The sequence below is a fragment of the Lentzea aerocolonigenes genome, assembly GCF_000974445.1.
In the GTDB taxonomy this organism is placed as follows: Bacteria; Actinomycetota; Actinomycetes; order Mycobacteriales; family Pseudonocardiaceae; genus Lentzea; species Lentzea aerocolonigenes.
Map to the genome: position 1 here is coordinate 178,010 of NZ_BBOJ01000010.1, position 18,546 is coordinate 196,555.

At 64.8% G+C, this 18,546-nt stretch carries 11 protein-coding genes; 3 read left to right on the forward strand and 8 right to left on the reverse strand.

All coding sequences use genetic code 11. The features are described from left to right. Nucleotides 1–171: 171 nt before the first annotated feature. The 5 genes from AOM45_RS20485 to AOM45_RS20510 all read right to left on the reverse strand — a co-directional run bounded on the left by AOM45_RS20485 (nucleotide 172) and on the right by AOM45_RS20510 (nucleotide 10,808). Entirely contained in the window at nucleotides 172–4,881 is a 4,710-nt protein-coding gene (locus AOM45_RS20485) for a S1 RNA-binding domain-containing protein (RefSeq protein ID WP_162185687.1), read from the reverse strand. After that, complete coding sequence (locus AOM45_RS20495) at nucleotides 4,871–5,860, reverse strand: hypothetical protein (protein WP_030469157.1); 990 nt, start codon at nucleotides 5,858–5,860, stop codon at nucleotides 4,871–4,873. The genes AOM45_RS20485 and AOM45_RS20495 overlap by 11 nt, the downstream gene beginning before the upstream one ends. A gap of 155 nt (nucleotides 5,861–6,015) precedes the next feature. Next, the gene (locus AOM45_RS20500) at nucleotides 6,016–7,518 is read right to left on the reverse strand and encodes an SMI1/KNR4 family protein (RefSeq protein WP_030469156.1); all 1,503 of its coding nucleotides are present in this window, start codon (nucleotides 7,516–7,518) and stop codon (nucleotides 6,016–6,018) included. Between the two features lie 80 nt (nucleotides 7,519–7,598). Beyond that, nucleotides 7,599–8,141, reverse strand: a complete 543-nt coding sequence (locus tag AOM45_RS20505; RefSeq protein ID WP_030469155.1) for a hypothetical protein — start codon at nucleotides 8,139–8,141, stop codon at nucleotides 7,599–7,601. A gap of 924 nt (nucleotides 8,142–9,065) precedes the next feature. After that, a complete protein-coding gene (locus AOM45_RS20510; RefSeq protein ID WP_236703771.1) occupies nucleotides 9,066–10,808 on the reverse strand; it encodes a hypothetical protein in 1,743 nt (580 codons plus the stop codon). 932 nt (nucleotides 10,809–11,740) lie between these two features. Between AOM45_RS20510 and AOM45_RS20515 the strand changes: the two genes are divergently transcribed. Genes AOM45_RS20515 through AOM45_RS20525 form a run of 3 tightly spaced genes read left to right on the forward strand, consistent with a single transcriptional unit; the run spans nucleotide 11,741 to nucleotide 13,420 of the window. Further along, complete coding sequence (locus tag AOM45_RS20515; protein ID WP_162185686.1) at nucleotides 11,741–12,274, forward strand: DUF4365 domain-containing protein; 534 nt, start codon at nucleotides 11,741–11,743, stop codon at nucleotides 12,272–12,274. After that, a complete protein-coding gene (locus AOM45_RS20520; RefSeq protein ID WP_030469152.1) occupies nucleotides 12,261–13,037 on the forward strand; it encodes a hypothetical protein in 777 nt (258 codons plus the stop codon). Before AOM45_RS20515 ends, AOM45_RS20520 begins: the two co-directional genes overlap by 14 nt. Nucleotides 13,038–13,054: 17 nt before the next feature. After that, nucleotides 13,055–13,420, forward strand: coding sequence for a hypothetical protein (locus AOM45_RS20525; protein ID WP_030469151.1), 366 nt, complete (start codon nucleotides 13,055–13,057; stop codon nucleotides 13,418–13,420). Between the two features lie 338 nt (nucleotides 13,421–13,758). Here the strand turns inward: AOM45_RS20525 and AOM45_RS20530 are convergent, their stop codons facing one another. The 3 genes from AOM45_RS20530 to AOM45_RS20540 all read right to left on the reverse strand — a co-directional run bounded on the left by AOM45_RS20530 (nucleotide 13,759) and on the right by AOM45_RS20540 (nucleotide 18,545). Then, complete coding sequence (locus tag AOM45_RS20530) at nucleotides 13,759–14,757, reverse strand: CBS domain-containing anti-phage protein (protein WP_051783905.1); 999 nt, start codon at nucleotides 14,755–14,757, stop codon at nucleotides 13,759–13,761. After that, nucleotides 14,754–16,559 carry a DUF262 domain-containing protein gene (locus tag AOM45_RS20535; protein WP_030469149.1) on the reverse strand — a complete coding sequence of 602 codons (1,806 nt, stop codon included), beginning with the start codon at nucleotides 16,557–16,559 and terminating at the stop codon, nucleotides 14,754–14,756. The genes AOM45_RS20530 and AOM45_RS20535 overlap by 4 nt, the downstream gene beginning before the upstream one ends. A gap of 165 nt (nucleotides 16,560–16,724) precedes the next feature. Further along, nucleotides 16,725–18,545 (reverse strand): recombinase family protein, encoded by a 1,821-nt coding sequence (locus tag AOM45_RS20540; RefSeq protein WP_236703772.1) that lies wholly within the window; start codon nucleotides 18,543–18,545, stop codon nucleotides 16,725–16,727. Nucleotide 18,546 lies beyond the last annotated feature (1 nt).

Sequence of the window (18,546 nt, forward strand, 5' to 3'; positions counted from 1 at the left end):
GAACCTGACAAGCGCACACGCGCCATGGAATATCTCGCCGTTCGCCGACGTGCCCTGCCCCTCGAACACCACCGGCGAATTCCCATTCTTGACAGGTGATGTTGCCTGGCCGCACCATGCCTGGTCCCACCGCGGCAGGGACAAGAAGGCAGAAACTTCATCGTGCCCGCACTAGCTCACCGGTCGACGACTTACCACGACAAGTCTGTCCTCGTCGATCCAATGCGGCTGTTCCAGCTTCAGACCGCAGTTCAGGAGCCGTTGGGCAACCAGGTCATAGGAATCGCCGGTTCCGATGTCCAGGTAGTTGTAAGGCCGGACCAAGGACAACCTGGATGTCGGTTCACCACTCGACCTGCGTTCCTGCTCGCCAAGCCGAAACGCCTCCATTGCGGCAAGGAACGGCCTGTCCCCAGTCGTCTGCAAACCGGTGGCCCGTATCCGCTTGGGGTACAGGCCGGCCACGGCGGCGACGATGTCCGGTGTGGACACATGTTGCGGGTGGACAACCGACAGGGTCCAGGTCGACCGGCCGTTCTCCTGACCTCGGTCGAGCCGAAGAAGGCTGCTGAACCTGACTGCCAGATGCTCGCGGACGGCTACGCCGAGTGGGCCTGAATGTGGAACCCGAATCTCCGCGTGATGCCCGTAGACGACCGCGTGCAAGCGATTGAGTGCTTCATACGGCAATACATCTCCAGCGTCATCAGCCCATCGCATCCTGAGCGCATCGGAATCCAACCGCAGGTTTACGGCTTGGCCGACGAGGTGACGCAGTCGATTGACGATTGGACCGCCCCGTTGGCCTTCTATAGCCCGCAAGATATCGTTTGGTAGCCGTCGGACGTCCTCGTAGAGCCATCTGCTGGCAACAACTCGTGGTCTGTCCTTATCCACTTCCATCAGCCTGACCCTCATCTGAGAGCCGACGGGGAAGGTCGTAGGGATCTCGTCGCCGCGAACTCCTGTTTCGCTGGCAGGAACGAAAACTTCGACCGTGGGGGCGCTGATGGCCAGGCGGATGCCAGCCTTGTCGGCGTTGGTAACGCGACCGGCTAGGACATCGTTTCCGTTCAAGCCTGCGTAGGGGTTTGCGCTGGGGTTTCGCATGGTCAGCACCACCCGGCCCTGTTCGGGCACCACGTCGGCGACGAACACGCCGACGATCTCGTTGGGAGCCAACGTAGGCGCTGGTTGGCCAGGCCAGGCCAGCTGTGCGCGCGGGATCGTGGCCCAGGTGCCGCCTTCGGCTTCGACGGTGATCTGCTTATCGCTGACGGAGGCAACTCGTGCGGTGACCTGGTTCCGATTTCGCAACTGGGTTAGCCCAGTGACGTCGATGATGCGGGCGCGGGGCCTGAGCTTTCGCACCAGCAGACTGCTGACCGCACGGTGGAGGGCGATCGCGTCACCGAGCGTCAGACCACGTGTTGCTCTGTACATCGCGAGCACGTCGCCAGCGGACGCCGCTCCGGTCAACGTCAGTGTGCGTCCGGCCCGTTCGAAGGGCCCGGTTGGCACTCTCAGAGACAGGTCAACGTCGACCGCAACAAGGCGTGCTTTCCGGCTACTGAGCCGAACCCGAACTTGTTGTCCCAGAGCCATCTCGGCCGGGCGTGGTGGCAGGTCATCCGAGCGCACCTCGATCGTGATCGGCGGGTCGTCATCGCGAAGGCGCAGCCCGTCTGGAGTCAGCATCACGTGGATGGACTCGCTGTACGCGTCGACAATTGTGCCGGAGAACGGCTCAGGGGTTGTCTGGGCCAGGCGGCTCAGCGTCGCGGCGATGTTTGGCAACGCGGAGAGCTGGATCAAGCCGGTTTCGGTGTCAGCGACCACCACGGCGAGGGTCAAGTGTGTTCCGACGGGGAAGGTGTCCAGGGATGCGTCGCGGAGACCGAAGCCGAGGTCCAGGCTGGTCAGAGGTATCTCCACGCCGGTCTCTCGCTCCCGGGTGATGACGACACGGCGTCGATCCCGTTGCAGAGTCCTGATGTCTGTGACCTCGACGGTGCACTGGTCACCGGGCAGGAATCGTTGAGCGAAGCGTTCGGCTGCGGCTATTGGGTCGGGGTTGGCGAGAACTGTACCGTCGGCGAACCCGGTCACCACGACGACAGGATGGGTGGGGTCGAAAGCACTGGTCACGACCTCTAGTTCGGCATACGGGTTGACCGGTGCTTCATCAGCGTCGTCATGTGCGTCATCGACGAGCGAGGCGTCCTCGTCTGGGCTGAGGAAGTCCGCCGCGTTGAGCGGGTCGACGTCCAGACCGCTGGTGTCGTTGGAGGCAGCGGTTCGTTGTGCGAGATCGCCGCTGTCGTCGGCGGTACGTTCCTCGGCCGCGAGTTCGACATCGGGCACGGGCACTGGTGGCTGCGGAATGAGGACCCGCACCTGAACACCATCTCTTCGCTTACCTACAGGCTCGACGAGAAGGCGGTCGCCCGGCAGCACGGTCGGTGGTCGAATCGCTGCGATATGGGTGTGGCCAGCGATGTGGGTGAGCAGCGGGACGTCGCCCGCCAAGTGGTGCTCTTGCAGAGCGATGCAGAACGACAGCGTCACGCGGTCTTCGGGCTCCTGCAGAGGCGAAATCCAGTGGCGCCGCCGGTCTCGCACCGGGGCAACCAGGAACGGTGGCGGCGTGCGACGCGCCAGCAGGCTGTCGGAGCCGACTGCTGGCCGAGCACCCTCATGGAGACGCGTGACGACGTCCGGATCGGCCCGCGGCACCAGTGCGGGTTGCCATTCCCCGTTGACGTTGCGATAGATCGCGTTGGGGCCAGCCCATGCGACAACCCGGCGCAAGCGGTCGGACAGGCGGAGGTCAAGGCTGCGGACCTCGGTGGTCTTGGTGCGGGACTGCAGCGACTGCAGCAATTCGTCGCGCCGACGCAGAACCGCGTTCAACGTGGCGATGGACAGCAGGTACCGGTCCGCCATTGCCGCGCGGTGTTGCTGGGCTGTGTTCTCCCACTCGTGCACCAGCATGAGAGTGGCGTCGAGGTCGTCAGTACACCCGGATAGGAGGGTTGCGAGCATCCGGTCTGCGTGCAGGCGGGTAATCGCTGGCCAGGCAGAGCTCCACCTCAGCATCCTCGCCCATCGTTGCTCCTGCATCGCAGCGAGGAGCGTGGCTGCCTCGACAGCAACACCGGCCTCGTCGGCGCACATCAGGACGCTCGCGGCGCTGAACGATTCCCGGGACGACGCCAGCTCTTGCCCGAGCACGGTGGGGTCTCCGTCCGGGGTGATCGCTCCCATGCCCAGCAGGGTCGCGCGGGCGCGCCGCACCTCATCTTCCGGAGGGCCCGGAGGCATCCACCGGAGCGAGGAGGGATCGCTCACCCCTGCCGCAGCGGCGGCGAGGACCACGTTCTCCAGTGGTGCGCGGACGATTTCCGGCGGTGTCTCGAACGTGAGGGCGTCGAACTGCTCCTTGGTGAACAGGCAGTGCCACGCCCCTGGGGCGGTCCGCCCGGCTCGTCCTCTGCGCTGCCGGAGCCCAGATTGGGAGTGGGGCCGCGGGCGCACCACTGTGGTCAGGGTGGCTGCGTCCCACTCCGTGGTGTTGATCAGGCCTGAGTCGATGACATGGCGGATTCCATCCACAGTGAGCGAGGTTTCAGCGATGTTGGTCGTGACCACCACTCGCCATCTCGCACCTTTGCGTCTCCGGTCCGCCCGCAGTGCGCGGGTTCGTTCGCGCTGGGGAAGTTCGGCGTACAGCGGCAGCAGTTCGACTTTGCCGGCGAGATCGTCGTCGTCGCTGATCAGTTCGTCGAGTTCGTCGATGGCCGCGTTGATGGCTCGCTTGCCCGGCAGGAAGGCGAGGATGTCGCCGTCGTGTGCTGGTACCTCTGCGGGGATGTCCGCGGGGCGTTCGCCACAGGCCATCCACCGCAGCACTTCGTGCGCAGTACGGGCAACCTCTCCAGGCATGCGCGCCGGCCATTGGTTCTCAGGTATGGCGGCAGCGGCCCGCCAGCGGTCATACACCGGCTTGCCGTCCTTGCCGGGGAAAGCCATGGACGTTGAGCGCAGCTCGGGACGGAAGAACTCGGTGAACGCAGCGGTGTCGATCGTGGCGGAGGCGATCAGCAAACGCAGCTGTGGCAACGCGATCAGCTCCCGGCGCATGAGCGCGAGAATCAGATCGATGTTCAAGCTGCGCTCGTGGGCTTCGTCCAGGATGACGGCCGAGCAGTCTTGCAGCTCCCCGCGGCGGATCATGTTCAGCAACGTCCCGTCGGTGGCGTAGACGAGCCGGTTACGGGAGTCAGCCTGGTCACGCGCCGCCGAGTGGCGGAATCCGATGTCAACGCCGGCTCCTACCTTGGCGCCATGCAGCTTCTCCGCGATGTAGCGAGGAATTCCTTGGGTCGCTTCGATTCGGGGCTGCGTGACCACAATCAACCCGTGCCGTGTGACGGCATCCCGCGGGTGTGGGCTCGGTGGGTTGAGCAGGCGCCAGGGCAGGAACGTCGATTTTCCTGACCCTGTAGGGGCTTCGACAACGACCACCTGGTGCTGTTCCATTGCTGCCAGGAGTTGTCGCACATGCTCGTCGGTGATGCCGAACGTGCCCCCAGCGATCGATGGGGAGTCCTCGCTATCGGGCCGGTGGGGGCGTTCACCGCGATCGAGTCTTCCCAGTCGCCCTGCCTTGAGTTGTCCTGCTGTCACCGGACGCGCGCCGGGCTCGAGCTCGACGTAGGCAGCGCCCATTCGTGACGTGTCGCGGTTGTGCTTGGCGCGGCAGGCGGTACAACGTTCAGGGCGGGATTCGCCGCGGATCGCGGATTCGCGTGCAGACGTGTCGGAGTAGGTGAAGAGCTCCAGGCAGTCCTTGCACCGCACGGTCCAGTCACGAATCATCCGACACATCCCTTCCCGCACCCCAAGGGGTTCCCGCCACGAGATCACCGAAGAGGTAGAGGGGTTGTACCTCAATCTGCTCGCCGCTGTCGGCGAGCCAGGTCAGCACACCGCGGTAGAACCCGACCACCGCAGGTTCGAATCCGGTGTGCACCAGCTCGATTCGTCTGATCCCCGCACGATGCAGCTCGCGCAACTTGCCCACTGTGGTCGCAGTGCAGAACCGATCGGTCTCGGCCAACGTGCGGCTCACGGACACCAGCCTGTTGCGGAACCAGTAGCCGTCGATGAGTGCATCGAGTTCGGTGTGCCGCATCGACATCAGCCCTACCCGCACACTGCGCCCGCCCGTTGCCACTCGACGCACGGGCACGCTTAGCGGGAACGGTTCTGGTTCTGAGCCGTCCACGTACAGCAGCCGGAGATCGTGGCCCCGATCCCCTCCGACCGTGACGGCCGCGTGCCGCAAAGCCTCGGTGAGTACGTCATGCCGTGCTCCGGCACCAACCTGGACCGGTTCACCCGCGGAGACAGCTGTGGTGAGCTCTCCCCAGAGCCGTTGGGCTGCTCGAAGCCGAGACGGCGATCCGGCGAACGGCGCCCAACCAGGCGGTGATGCGTCCAACAGCCGTGCGGCGGCAGGGTTCGAATCGACGGCGCGTGCGTAAGGCGGCGTGGCCATCGACTCCCTTGTGCGCAGCAACGGGCCTATCGGTTCCGGTGCCGGCGCGATCACGACGCCGTACTCACCGGTCCGAAGCCCGGCCAGAGCCCGCTGCAGCGTGTCGCGCGAATCGGTGTCGAGCAGAGAGGCCAGAGCTTGCAGCCAGAATCCGGCGTCCACCGGCAGGTGGAAGCCTGCCAGGGCTCGCGGCGGAGCGGAGTCACCGGGCCACGAGTCCAGCACGGCACTGGTGATCGCGGCGACAGGGGTTCCACGGCGCCGCGCGATGCGCTCGACAGTCGCGCTGGCTGACATGTGCCTTCGAACATCCTCTTGGCTGACATGGCCGTCCGCAGCTCGGCGTTCCACCGTCATCGCCGAACGCACAACATCGGCGAATCCGTCCGGGTCAGGGTCTGTCGAACCCGGCCACGGCCCCGGAACCGCCCAGATGATCAGGAACCTGGCCGTCATTGCCGGGCCGTCCGCGCACGGCTGAGCTTGCCGGCGGCTCGAATTGTCATGCCGGGCGTGTATTCCGGCGCAGCCAGGATCATCACACCGGCGCGCGATGCCGTGGAAACGATCTCCCTCAATCGGATGTCGCTGAGGGTCAAGACGTCCCGGGCACACAGCACGGCCATGGCACCGCTCGCCCTGTCCAGGCGATCGACCGCGATGCGGACGGCAGCTTCGAGCTGATCGGGCTCGGCATCCGCGACGCTTAGCCGCAAAGTGGTGGCTGGGAACGCCGACAGGTCACCGACCAGCCAATCGGTCAAATCGATCTTCTCCGCAGTCAACGTGCACGTGTGATCGGTGTTCACCTCGAATGCGACCTGCTGCTGGACGTCCTCGGCGTCGAGCAGGCTGTCCCCTCCCGCAGAGATCCTGCGGTGAGCCGCGGCGACTAACATGCCGGCCCGCACGTCCAGGACGTCCGCCCCGTATCGTGCCCGGTCGATGGGATTGGTCAGCCCGCGCAGAACAGCGCCGGGATTCTTGGACCACACCAGCACGGTTTCCACCTCAACGGGGTGCCACAAGCCGCTGGCGATCCCGTAGCACACGGCAGTCGCGGCGTCCGGCGCCTCACGCAGCCGATCCCTGAGTCCACGACTGACCTGAATGGACTCGACGAACAGCCGTTGTGCCGCTTCCGAGGGCACAACACCGCGGCGGCGATCAAGCGCGATCCCTGCGCGCTGCGCCCAGCGCCACAACGGCCTTGGCACCGAGATGGGATCCGAATCACGCCGGGTGCCTTGCACGAACCGCAACGACAGATCGCCGCCGGAGCGGTAGGACTCCGCGAACAGCAAGGTGCACAACGCACGTGCTGGAGCGTCGTGGTCGAGCGCCGACAACGCCGAGATGAGACAGGCGCCCACATCCAGCACGTTGTCGTCCCGGTTGTAACGAAGCAGGACCATGGCCACCACGACGTTCTGAGAGCAGAACCGGTAGACGCGCCAGTCGTCCGGCCGCGGTGCTTGATCAGCGGGCCTGCGTCCTGAGGCGATGTCTGCCCGCTTGCGGCGCAAGAACTCGCTCACCCGGCGAAGGGCATGTGCTTGATCCATGAAGTCCTCGGCGTAGTGCGAGAACCTCGAGAACGCCGCGGGCTGGCCTGCCTGCCAAGTCTCGGAATCGTCCAGATCAACGATCACCACGGGCGGATCATCTCGACCGTCGAGGCGGATGCAGGCCAGCTGCCGCTCCGGCAGGTGCTCGATCGGCAGCAGGTCAGACGGGAACTCGGGGAGCCCGAATCTCATACCTGCCAACAACGCCGCCGCATCGAGCCCGGAGGGCGCCGGCGTCAAGCCGAGCAGCTCCCAGCCGGCATCGGCCTGACGCTGCCATCCCTGGCGCTCGCACCATCGCCGCCACACAGCGGGCAGCTCGAGGCCGTACTGTGTGCCGAACCGCTCAATCTTTGCCGAGTCCGCCGCGTCCCCGCGTTCAACCACCGGGGTGCGACGTACTGCCGACGACGGGCGTCCACCTCCGTTTCGCGGCCATGGACGACCCGGCTGATCTCGTTGCCCGCTCATGGCTTTGCCCTGTCGGCGTTGAGCGCATCGACGAACCTGACGAGATCGCTCAACCCGATACGGGTGGTGGCGTCCTTCGCAACACGTCCGGCGGCGTCCACGTCGTGAACCGTTATGACATCTTTCGCGACGTTGACGAACACCACCATCTTGTCGACCTGTCCCTCGCCTTCCGCGAAATCCTCCGCCCTCACACTTTCGATGTTCGCGGCTTCCGCGCGGGCGTGGTCCCCCGCCCAAGCGTCGCTCATCTGGACGGCGTCCTTCGTCCTGCCCATCCGAGGGATCACGCTTTTGACGCTCGCCGTCGCCTTTACCTCGACGACGGTCAGCCGACCCGTCTCGCCGTTCAACGTCACCATGTCGATCCCCTGCGGCCGGAGGGCCGAGGCGGCGTCAAAAGCGATCTCGTGGCCAAGGACTTCGTTCAGGAACACTTCTGCGATGGCCTCGCCGAAGGCGCCCGTATTGGCCCGGTTTCCGGGGTTGGACAGGACCTCCTCAAGCTGCTTGCCGAGGACGAGGTTGTTGCAACCCATGTCGCTCCGATCGCAGAGGCCAAGGCAGGAAGCGTGCCGTGGAAGGCGCTGCCGCTCATAGCTTCGCGAGCGGCCTGATTGCTGTTACACACCTTGGCGATCCATCACCTCGTTCGGCATCAGCGCTACAAGTTAGGTACACGCAGACGCTAACGATTCGCGCCGGGCTGGGGTCGCCGTGGCGAGTTGAGCAAACGCGATTCGCCGCTGGGCCGCCCCTCGGACACCTCGAGTTGGATGTCGTAGGAGGCAAGGTGGTGCGGGGACGGTGGATCGGTTTCGTCGAACCTTCCCAGACGCCACCAAGGCGAGGGTTCACCGTCGGTGAGTCCGACGGTTCAATGTCTTCTTGACGACCCTGGCAGACCTCCGGACACCACGGAGGTGACTCGCGGTGGCTGAGCGGGCCGGTACTGGGTCTTGGTTGCACTGCTGCACCAACGACACCTGCACGGCAGGTTCTGCAGGCGTTTCTTCTTCGCTGTCTTGGTCTGCCTCTTCTTTCCAGCCACGCGAACACGGTTGCTTTGAGGAGTCTGCCGGGGCTCTGGCGGCTGGGACGATCGCGACGATCGCGGCGCCGCAGCGGGCGTGGCCGGTGGTTCCGGAAGGCTTTCCGCAGCCAGGACCGGGCGTGGAGCTGGGACGAGCAGACGAGCCTCGTCAACGGAGGCAACGCCGGTGGCGGTGAGGAGAACGGTCCTACACTCTTCGAGGCGCTGCGCGAGGGTCGGTGAGGGCATGACGTCGAGGTCGTGCCGCATGGCATCGTAGGTCGCTAGCAGCCGCGCGGCCTTATTGATGTCCACAGGATCTGTCATTCGGCCTCCTTGCGGAGGGATTCGCAAAGCGATCATCGAGTGTTACCGGTCTGATCGGGTGACACCGCAGGTCCCTCGACTCACCCGGCCATGAACTGTTCAATCAGCTTGAGGCCTGCGCGACACCGCAGGTTGTGGCCTCGATTCCGATTGGCTCGGTAGATGTCGTGGCGGCGCTCTCGCGCGTCTCAATGGAGGCTTGCCGCCGCCGTTGAAGCTCATCGCGTTCAGCATCCGGGATCGTCATCGACTCGGCGAGCACAGCGGCGAGCGCGTCCACTCGGCTGTTGTCGACGTCGGCGTGGAAGAGCCACCGGATGTTGTCGTCGCGTGTGATGAGGTCGATCACCCGGCGTGAACTGCTGTTCGGTGCGGTTGGTGCTCGGACGTAGCGCACCTGGCCGATCGGGATGTCCTGGTGGATCTCGGCCTGCTCAAGCAAAGTGTTCGTCTTGGCCAGAATGATGCGGCGATCGGTAACGGCGACCAGTGTCCTGTCCGTGGTCTTGTCCATAGCTGCCGCCAATATCCCCATCGCTCCGCCGACGATCGCGGAAATGGGACCGTCGTCGGGCTGCTCGGGGAAGCCGAGGGCACGCAGAGTCTCACCGTCCTCGAAGAGCCACCGCAGAACGCGAAGGTACGGCTCTGAGCCCAGAGGTTCGGGTCCGCAGATGACGTCGGGGGCCCTGAGCGGAGGGGCCGGCGGGTGGAGGGAGTCGGCAAGAGGCGCGATCGCCTCCAGAAGCCGGGCGGAGATTTCGCGGACTGCCTTGACGTCCTTCCGTTTCCCCGACAGCAGCCATGCGTCGGGGTCGCGAAGCTCAGCGGTGATGCGAAGCTCCCGGACAAGCGCGTCGACGAGGCTCGTCATCTCGGCGAGGGTCAAGTCGAACTCCGCGCGGGTGTCGCGGGCGATGACCTCTGCGTACTGCGCCTCGGCTGCGTCTTCACGCCCAGCCGCTCTCGCCCTTGCAGCGCGCAGCGCGTGATACCCCGTCCATGCCTTGAGGGAGGACAGCAGGGCGTATACGTCGAAGGCGATGGCCTCGGCGTTGGTCTGTAGGTACTCGCGGTGGCTGCGCGCGTCGGCCCAACTGATCCGCTTGACGTGGTCGCGGACGTTGCCCTGGTAGAGCTCGAGCTGCTTCTGCAGCAGCGCTCCGCTGCCCGCGACATCCTCCCACAAGGACGTCGGTACCGACTCGATCTCCTGGGCCTGGTCGACCGCGCGATCGACGGCGGCGACGAGCCCAGTCAGTTCGGCCCATTGATCCTTGCGGACGGTGGTCAGAACCTGGTTCGTCACCGCGAGGTTGGTCCTGATGAGACCCGAGATCTCGTTCAGCATCATCTGCAACGCGACCATGGCCAGTGCCGGCCCGACCGAGGCCGCGATCGGCGCCACGCTCACCGCAGTCACGGGATAGAAGCGGGCCTGATGCAGAATGCGACCGGAACTCATCACCGCTCCGAGGTTCCCGCCGTCCTTGACGGCGAGCGTCGCGCCGCTCTTCAGCAGGGCCTGTGCCGTGTCGCCGATCCTGTAGAGCCCCTGCACGCTGGCGAACGCGTTGCCAAGGTTGCCGACCACGGTCGCCGCGTTCCCGATCGAGGCAAGGATTGCTGAGATCTGTTTGCGGTCGGCAGCCGGCACGATCCCGAAGTCGATCAGCTCGGGCTTCAGCTCCAGCGGGACCTCACCCGCGACGACAGCCACCCCTGGGAGCACCTCCACCAGGACCGTCGGCGTCGAGTCGATGTCCGAGTCGGACGTCGGATCGTCCCCCACAGGCGAGTCGGCGGTATCGCTCCAGCCGTACTCCTCAGGCTCGGCGATCTCCATCGAGTCCGAAGGGTCCTGCATGCGATCTTCTCCCCACAGGCGCGCAACGGCCGGACCTCGTCGGCGTTGACCGCCGGAGTCTACGGCTCGATGCCTTCGGGCAGCCCGAATCCGTCGGGTTGAGTCCCAAACGGGCTCATGACACGACCGTGCGAGCGGTTGGCGGTTGGCGGTTGGCTGGCTGCGGTGCTTCTGTTGCTGATTAACGCCGCCGCGGGGCGGGGCCCTCGCGCTTGAAGTCACACAACTTCATCAGTAACTGGTCGAAGTCTTCGTCCGCTTCCTTGCTGCCCGGTCATGTCACGGGGTGGCTCAGCAGCAGCTGGTGCTACCGGCCGGCGGTGGTGAGCGCGGCGGTCTGCGGGCCGTCCGCGGGCTTGGCGGCATGCAGTTCGAGGCGGGCGGACCAATGAGCCGGTTCTCCTGTCGATCTGTGACTCGCTGTCCGATGGCATCGAGCACCGCCAGGATCGGCCCGCCGTACAAGGCCAGCGTGCGGTGGATCGACCCTGTGACGAAGGAGCGGCCATCGAAGTCAGAATTCGCTGAGACAGAACAAGAAGCGCTGGCATGGATCGACACCATGAAGCGCTTACCGCCGAGGCGTGTCGTCGGGCATGGTCGACAGGAGGACCGCGGGCCATGAGGGTGCCACAAGGGTTTCACTTGCCGCATGGACGATGTCATCGACGCAGCCGAGAGGGACGGTCGTAGCCCCAGCAGCAGAGGACGTTGTGGCGTGACAGGATCGTGGCCTCCTGACCGCCGTGCTGCACCGCAGCTTGCCGCAGCAGTTACGCACTCAAATTCAGCAAGATCCTCATCTTGTCAACTATTTGTCCACTTTTAACCCGCGCCAGGCATGATCTTCAGGCCTATTTCACGCAGAAGACGGATACACAACGAATCTCACCTGCACGACTATGGTGATCATGGGCGATGGCGTACAGCGAGCGTGGAGCGAGGTAGCAACATTGGACCCGAACCGCGCGAAGTCTCGATTCGGCATCGCCTATGTTCGCGCCGTGTGCAGCCAAGCTGGGGTGGGTTTTCAGGAAACCAGCCTGGACGAGGACGTACTCGCGGTCGACGGAATCGTTGATCTCGAAATCGCACCCGCCCGAGTCCAAGTCAAATGCACCGGAAAGTTCCGAATCAAGGGCGGTGCAACTGCGACGTGGCAGGTGGAGGAGTCGTGGCGCCAACGCTGGATCCGCTCCAACGTCCCGGTGTACTTCGTCCTCGTGATCGTCGACCCTGACGATCAGCTCTCCTGGCTCCACCACGACGACGAGGCAACGCTGCATCGTGCGGCGGCCTTCTGGACGCGGGTCGACACCCTTCCAGAGGGCCAGAACATCATGGTGCCGAAGGCACAGCGGTTCACCGCGGACACACTGCGGTTGTGGGACGCCGACGTCGAGGCTAGCTTCGGTCGGTCGAAGGGAGGCGGTGCAGTTGCCTGACACCGTCGTCCTGCCGACGTTGGCTGATCTGCACAGCTACCTCAAGACCCACGGCTGGTCGTCCGACCCACCAGGCCCTGGCGGAACACTGTGGACGAAGGACGGGTCTCGAGTCGGTGTGCCGCACGAACCAGACGACGTGCTGGTCGGCTCGGTGCTCACCAGGCTCGCGCGCGCCGAGCGCCGCGACGTCAATGCAACGACCATTGCCGTGCGCCACGTGCGGTTCGACGTCACGCATCTGCGTGCGGTGAACGACTACCGCATCATCGACAAGATCCCGCTGGAGACGGCCACCAAGCTGATCAGCTCCGCGCGGACCATGCTGCGTGCCACCGCGACGACCGCGAGGTGGGAGCGAGCCCAGATCGGTGGCAGCTACTCCCGCATCGGCGACGAGGTGGTCCGTGAGTCGTTCATGGGACACACCGAACGAGGGTCGTTCATCATCCCCGTTCTGGTGCCGATCCCCGAACCCGAACAACCTGACCCCCGGCAACCGTCGTTGTACGACGAGCAGGAAGAGCCTGTCCTGCACAACGCCGCGCCCGAGCCCTTCGAACGCCGCGTCGTGCGTACGTTCGCCCAGTCGATGCAGGCGGTGCACGACCTCGTTGTGGAACCAGGCAGGCCGCCGAACGCCGATCATCTCCACGAACTCGTGTACCGCGGAGTGAGCAGGGAATTCTGCGCAGCTCTGGCCAACGTGCTCGACGAGAACGCGATCGGGGAGTTCGAGACCACCGTCAGCTGGTCTCCCTAGTACCTGCACCGGACACGATGCCGCGGCAGGTATCGATCAGCGCCGAGGCCGCCGATCTCGTCCGGTTCGTCGCCGATCGGTTGCGACAGCAACGCGTGCCGTCCAAACAGATCTTCTCCGGCACCATCGTCCAATTCCGGCACGAGAACCGCGATGACCCCTACGGAGAGATCGCTGTGTCGACGATGCGCCGGGGCCGGCAGTCCGAGGTGCGAGTACGCCTCCCGCTCGACGACTATCGCACCGCCTGGGACTGGCACAACGCAGGCCGGGCAGTACTCGTCGAAGGCCTCATCCGCCGTTCACCAGGCAAGCCGGGCATCGTTGACGACCCGGTCCGCTTTCAGCCACTCGACGAGTTGATGTTTCCCGGCACCACCTAACGAGCCGACTCCGTCTCACCTCCTTCGCCGAAGGACTACCTCCACCTGACAAGGATCGATCCGCAGCCAGATCTCCGTGGGCCGCTGAAGACGCGTCGCGAACCTGGGCGCGCACCAACCCACATCTTCACCGAGGTGACCATGCGACCCGCACACGGCATCCACGGCCCGACTTGGTGGGTTGGCGAGAAGGTTCGACTGCACCAACATAGGTTGCTCACGTTGGCGAATTCGCGATAGGCGCAAGCACCGCTACAGCGTCGTGCTGCCGCGTTGGCAGGCGGCCGACATCGTGGAGCCAAGGCGCCTGCGATGTCGGCCGGGCACCGCGGGAAGGGTCAAGGGACGTATTGCTTGAGCAGTCCGGCGAACTCCTCCAAGGTGGCCAGGCTGGCGGTGCTGAGTGGCTGTGGCCGGAAGTGGGCGATCTCGTTGCGGATCATGCGCACTCTGTCCAGGCGGTGCACAAGCTGGTCGCGCGGCACCCCGGTCCAACCGATCCGCTTCCAGTTGGCCTCATTGTCGATGAGGTACTTGTACTCGCCGAAGGTCAGGTCGACGATCTTCCCGGTCTTCTTCCTCTTCTGGACGGCTTTGACGGCCTCCTCGTCAAGGACTGCCAGGCATTTGCGCAGCCGCGCTTCGATGTCGCCCACGAGGAAGAACGGCCGGGCCATGGTCTCGAAGTGGTCGCTGACGTCCGCGGCGGTGACTATGCCGCAGAACTTCCCGTTGCTGGCCCGCACGAGCACGTACCCGTGCTTGGTGATGGTGGGCAGGTGAGCGAGCAACTGGTGGTTGACTTCGGCCGACACCGGGTCGGGCGCCAGCGCACTGGTCAGCGTCGGCTGTTTGCCCGTCTCCAGGTTGACGGCGATGCTGCTCCACGTGAGCACTCCGCGCAGGTCTGCGGTGCCGTTGATGACTGGCAGTTGCGAGTAGTTCCGAACCCGCATCAACATGGTGGCCGCGGCCAGGTCGGTGTCCGATGACACTGACTCCACTCCGTTGCGGGCGCTCGGCAGATCGCCTATCTGCAGTGCGCGGTGCGGCATCGCCGACGTGGACAACTCGTCTTCGTGCTCGTCCTCTTCGTCTTCCGTCGCCACTGCAGTCGGTTTGGCTTTGACGAAGTGGAGTGCAGCGGTGCCAGCGCATGTGGTGAAGGACGGGATGGTGCTCACCTCCGCCTCTGCGAGGCATGCGCTGATCCGCGCCACGTTGTCGTGGTTGCGCACTCGGACGCCGAACAGGGCCAGGAACTCGGCTGCCGGGATCGCATTTCCCACCATCTTCGCCAGTACCGCCGGCTCGACGGTCCTGAACCCGTCGCTCATGCTGTCTCACCCGACCGGCGAATGACCGGCTTGCCCATCGTCGCCTCCACCAAGGTCAGGAGGCGCTCGAAGCGGTCTGCGTAGAACGCGGCGAAGTCATCGCTCCTGAGTGCGACGGGATCGACCAAGTGGGTGGTGAGGATGTCGTCGAACCACTCGTCGGGCGTCCCGGCCTCGCGCGCCAGCACACCCACGTAGGTCGACGGTGTCCCTGTCATTCGACGACTTGCGAGGTGCGACATCGGCGTCTTGTTCACGATCGAATCGGCACGTGCCTTGGGGTGACCGTTTCTCGTTACCCAGCTCGCCGGGAATACCTGACGGATCGCCACGCTCTTGTCGATGACGAACGAGCCAGTCATCTGCTGTTCCTCGGGGTGCCCCCAGTCCACCGCGCCCTGCTTGATGATCAGCGCTTGTAGTCCCTTGTAGGCGGCGCTGTTGCGGGTGGTGACGGTGTTGAGCCGCTCGGCGAGGAATGCGGCTTCCACGACGGTGTCAGGTTCGGCAGGATCGCCGTTCACCCATGCCACGAGTTGCTCGACATCTCTGGTGAAACGGCTCTCGACTGATCCGCCATACATCTCGCCGAGCACTCCGCACCAGAACCACCGGGTGAGCCGATCCACCGTGTCGGGCTCGTCGGCCTTGTCCCCAAGGAGTGTCCTGACCGCGGCCAGTGGCACGAGCTGCGTACGGTAGGGCAGGTCCCTGATCGTGAAGATCGCCTGGGAACCGACGAACCCACCCACCCAGGCAAAGGCCTCCGCCACAACGGGCTCAAGCCGACGGAATTCCGCGAGCGGTAGTGCGAGCAGATCACGCCGCTTGCAGGCGATCGAGTTCGCCTTCCCTGCCTGCTTGCGCTCGAAGGAGAGCACGAGACTCACAGCCTGGAGGAAGTCAACGTTGGTCAGCCCTTCGTCACGACCGCTCTCCACCTGACCAAGCACCGGGTACTGGCTGACAAGTTTCTCCTTGGTACCGCGCCACACCTCGGGAAGGCCGTATTCCGTGCCGTACTCCTCGGCGTGCTTACGATCACCCGCGTACGTGGCGGTGAGCAGTTCGAAGACGTTGAGCGCGACGCCGCCAGTGTTGACGCGCTCGAACACCGAGCAGACCGCTTCGTTCGGCGTCGTGGAGTCGAGGCGGATCATCGGGATCAGGCACCCGTGGATGTTGTTGAGGACACGGGTGTCGAATGCCGCCCAGCGCTCCCAATTCTCGTCCGCCAGGCGCACGAACGACTTCTGCCACGCACTGACCGCGTCGTTGTCGAAGACGAGGTGGAGCGGGAAGTAGCCTGCCCGGCACTCGTTCTCCCTCGTGCTCAGGTCGAGCCGCACGCGGCGAGCGAAGTCCGCCCGCAGCACCCGATCGGCCGGCATTGAGACAACAGCATCGTCCCGATCCGCTTCTGGATCGATGGCCTTGTCGATGTCGAGGTAGTACCAACGCTCGACTTTGCGGTCGCGCGCGTCCACCGTGGCCACGGGCCGGTCCAGGTACAGTGCCTGGACCAGGGACGTCAGCCGTTGTTGGCCGTCCAGCAGCAGGAGATCAGGGACGACGCCGGGATCGGACTCGACACCGGCGAGCGTGCGGGCCCGGAACTGGGCGGCACCCCCTGTCTCCAGGGTCATGACGACGCCGAGCGGGTAGTCCAATGTCACCGTCGCGATGAGCGCCCTGATGCGCTCGTCGTCCCATTTCCATTCGCGTTGGAAATCCGGTAACTGGATCTTGGCTGCGGCGACGTTCTTGAGCAGTTCACGCAGCTTGGGACTGTCGAGTGCCACGAGCGGCTCTTCCTCTTACTCCGGCGACATATCACGTGCGGTGTGCATGTCGTTGCCGAAGAGGAGAAGGTTACCCGACTACCTGGCTCTGGACTCAATGTTTGACAGACCGGATGAGACCGTGACCGATCGAATCACGTGGCCGTGGTTGACCAGATCAACGGGTCATGTGAGTGTCGGAAGCCGGATGCTGATCGTCGCTTGGCCGTTGTAGTCGTGCAAACGAACGGTGAGCTGGATGGCCTCGAACAGCCGGCGCTGCAGTGGCACCGGTGCGCGCACGAGGCAGTCACGAAGCCCCGCCAGACGCTCCCCCAGTACCGCAGCGTCCTGCTGCTGTAAGGATTCCTGGCTGGAGGTGGTCCCAAAGCTCGCGATCTCGGCGGCTGCGACGGCCTTCTGGGACTCCAGGTCGTTGTAGCTGGTGCGCAGCCCCGTCGTGAAAGGATCATCGGGCGCACAGTTGCGGGCTTGATGAAGGATGTTCTGCTGCTGCCGCTCGAGTGTGACCAGCCGACGGCGCCACCACTCTTGCTGGGTCACGACGCCGCCCGAGGCGTTCTGATCGTTGTCCCCGCCGGTGGCCTGCAGGATCGTGACGAACTCAGGGAGGAATACCTGCTCGGCAAGCAACGACGCAGCCGCTCGCAAGATCGCCTCCTCCCGGATGTACACCGCGTCGACCCCAGGCGGGTGCAGCTCCTTCTTGCCTCGATTGCTGTTGCGGGGCCAACACATGTAGTAGACGAGACTGCGTCTCTGGTTGCCGAACATCCGACGTCCGCAGCTGCAGAACACCATGCCTCGCAGGGCATAGGAGCGCTTGGTCTGCGGATGAGAGCTCGGAGAGCTGCCTGACCGTGAGCCGCGGAAAGATTTGCTGGATGAAGTGATCTCGTCAAACATCCACTTTGGAATGAGCGGCTCGTGCGCGGGTTCGTGCGACCACACCCAGTGAGTCGGAGGGTTAACCTTTCCGCGCTTGGACCGCGAAGCGCGCCGGTTGAACACCTGGAACCCGGTGTACTTCGGGTTGCGCAGCACCTCGAAGACGCTGGACTTGCTCCACATACCGCGAGCACGAACCTTGCCTGGAGGCTCCGGCGGTGGATAGCTAGCCAGGTCCACGTTGAGCCGTTCCGCGATGGCCCCGTAACCGAGCCCCTCGTAGTACCGCCACGACGCGATCTGGGTGACCGTCGCCGCCCGCACACCGTCTGGCTCGAGCCTGGTCTTGGTGAGACCCTTGTCCGCCTTCACCGGGTTGGGATGGCGATAGGTCTTGCCCACGTAGCCGTACGGCGGCTTGCCGATGTTCCAGCCCTCACGGACATGCGTACACAGCCCGCCCCAAGACAGCTCCAGAGTGTTGAGCACCTCGTACTCGGCCACCGCCTGGTTGATCCGACGCTGCAGAATCTGCTGGGCTCGGCTGCCGTCGAGCTTGATCGGCTCGTTCCAGGCGAACAGCGGCACGCCGCCTTTGTCCAGCACGCGTTCGACGGACATGCCCTCGTACATGCGCCGCGCCACTCGCGCGGTGGACTCGCAGATCACCACATCGAAACGCCTGCTGGATTGTTGGGCCTCGTCAAGGAGATCGGCAATGCCGCCGTCGCGCGCGATCGGGATGTCGAAGCGCTCGTAGCCGGTTCCGTGTCCTCGCTGGTCGAGCTCCATGCGGCCGGACTCGACATCGTAGAAGTGGCAGACGATCACCCATGCGGCCGGCACCGCCCCACGGCAGCGGTCGAGCTGCCGGATCAGCGACTGCCGCGGATCCTGCCGTTCATAGGTGGACGTCCTGCCCACCCACGCGACTCGAACCTCGCCGAACAACAGGGAGGACGGCATCCCGAACGGCGACACCGCCAAGTCCGACAAGCCAATCGACTCTGAACAGGCCGGTAAAGAACCAGCTCGGCTCGACAGGAGTTCTGGCATCCGCGCGGCCTTGCCGATCGGCTCGTCGGCCGACTTGATCAAC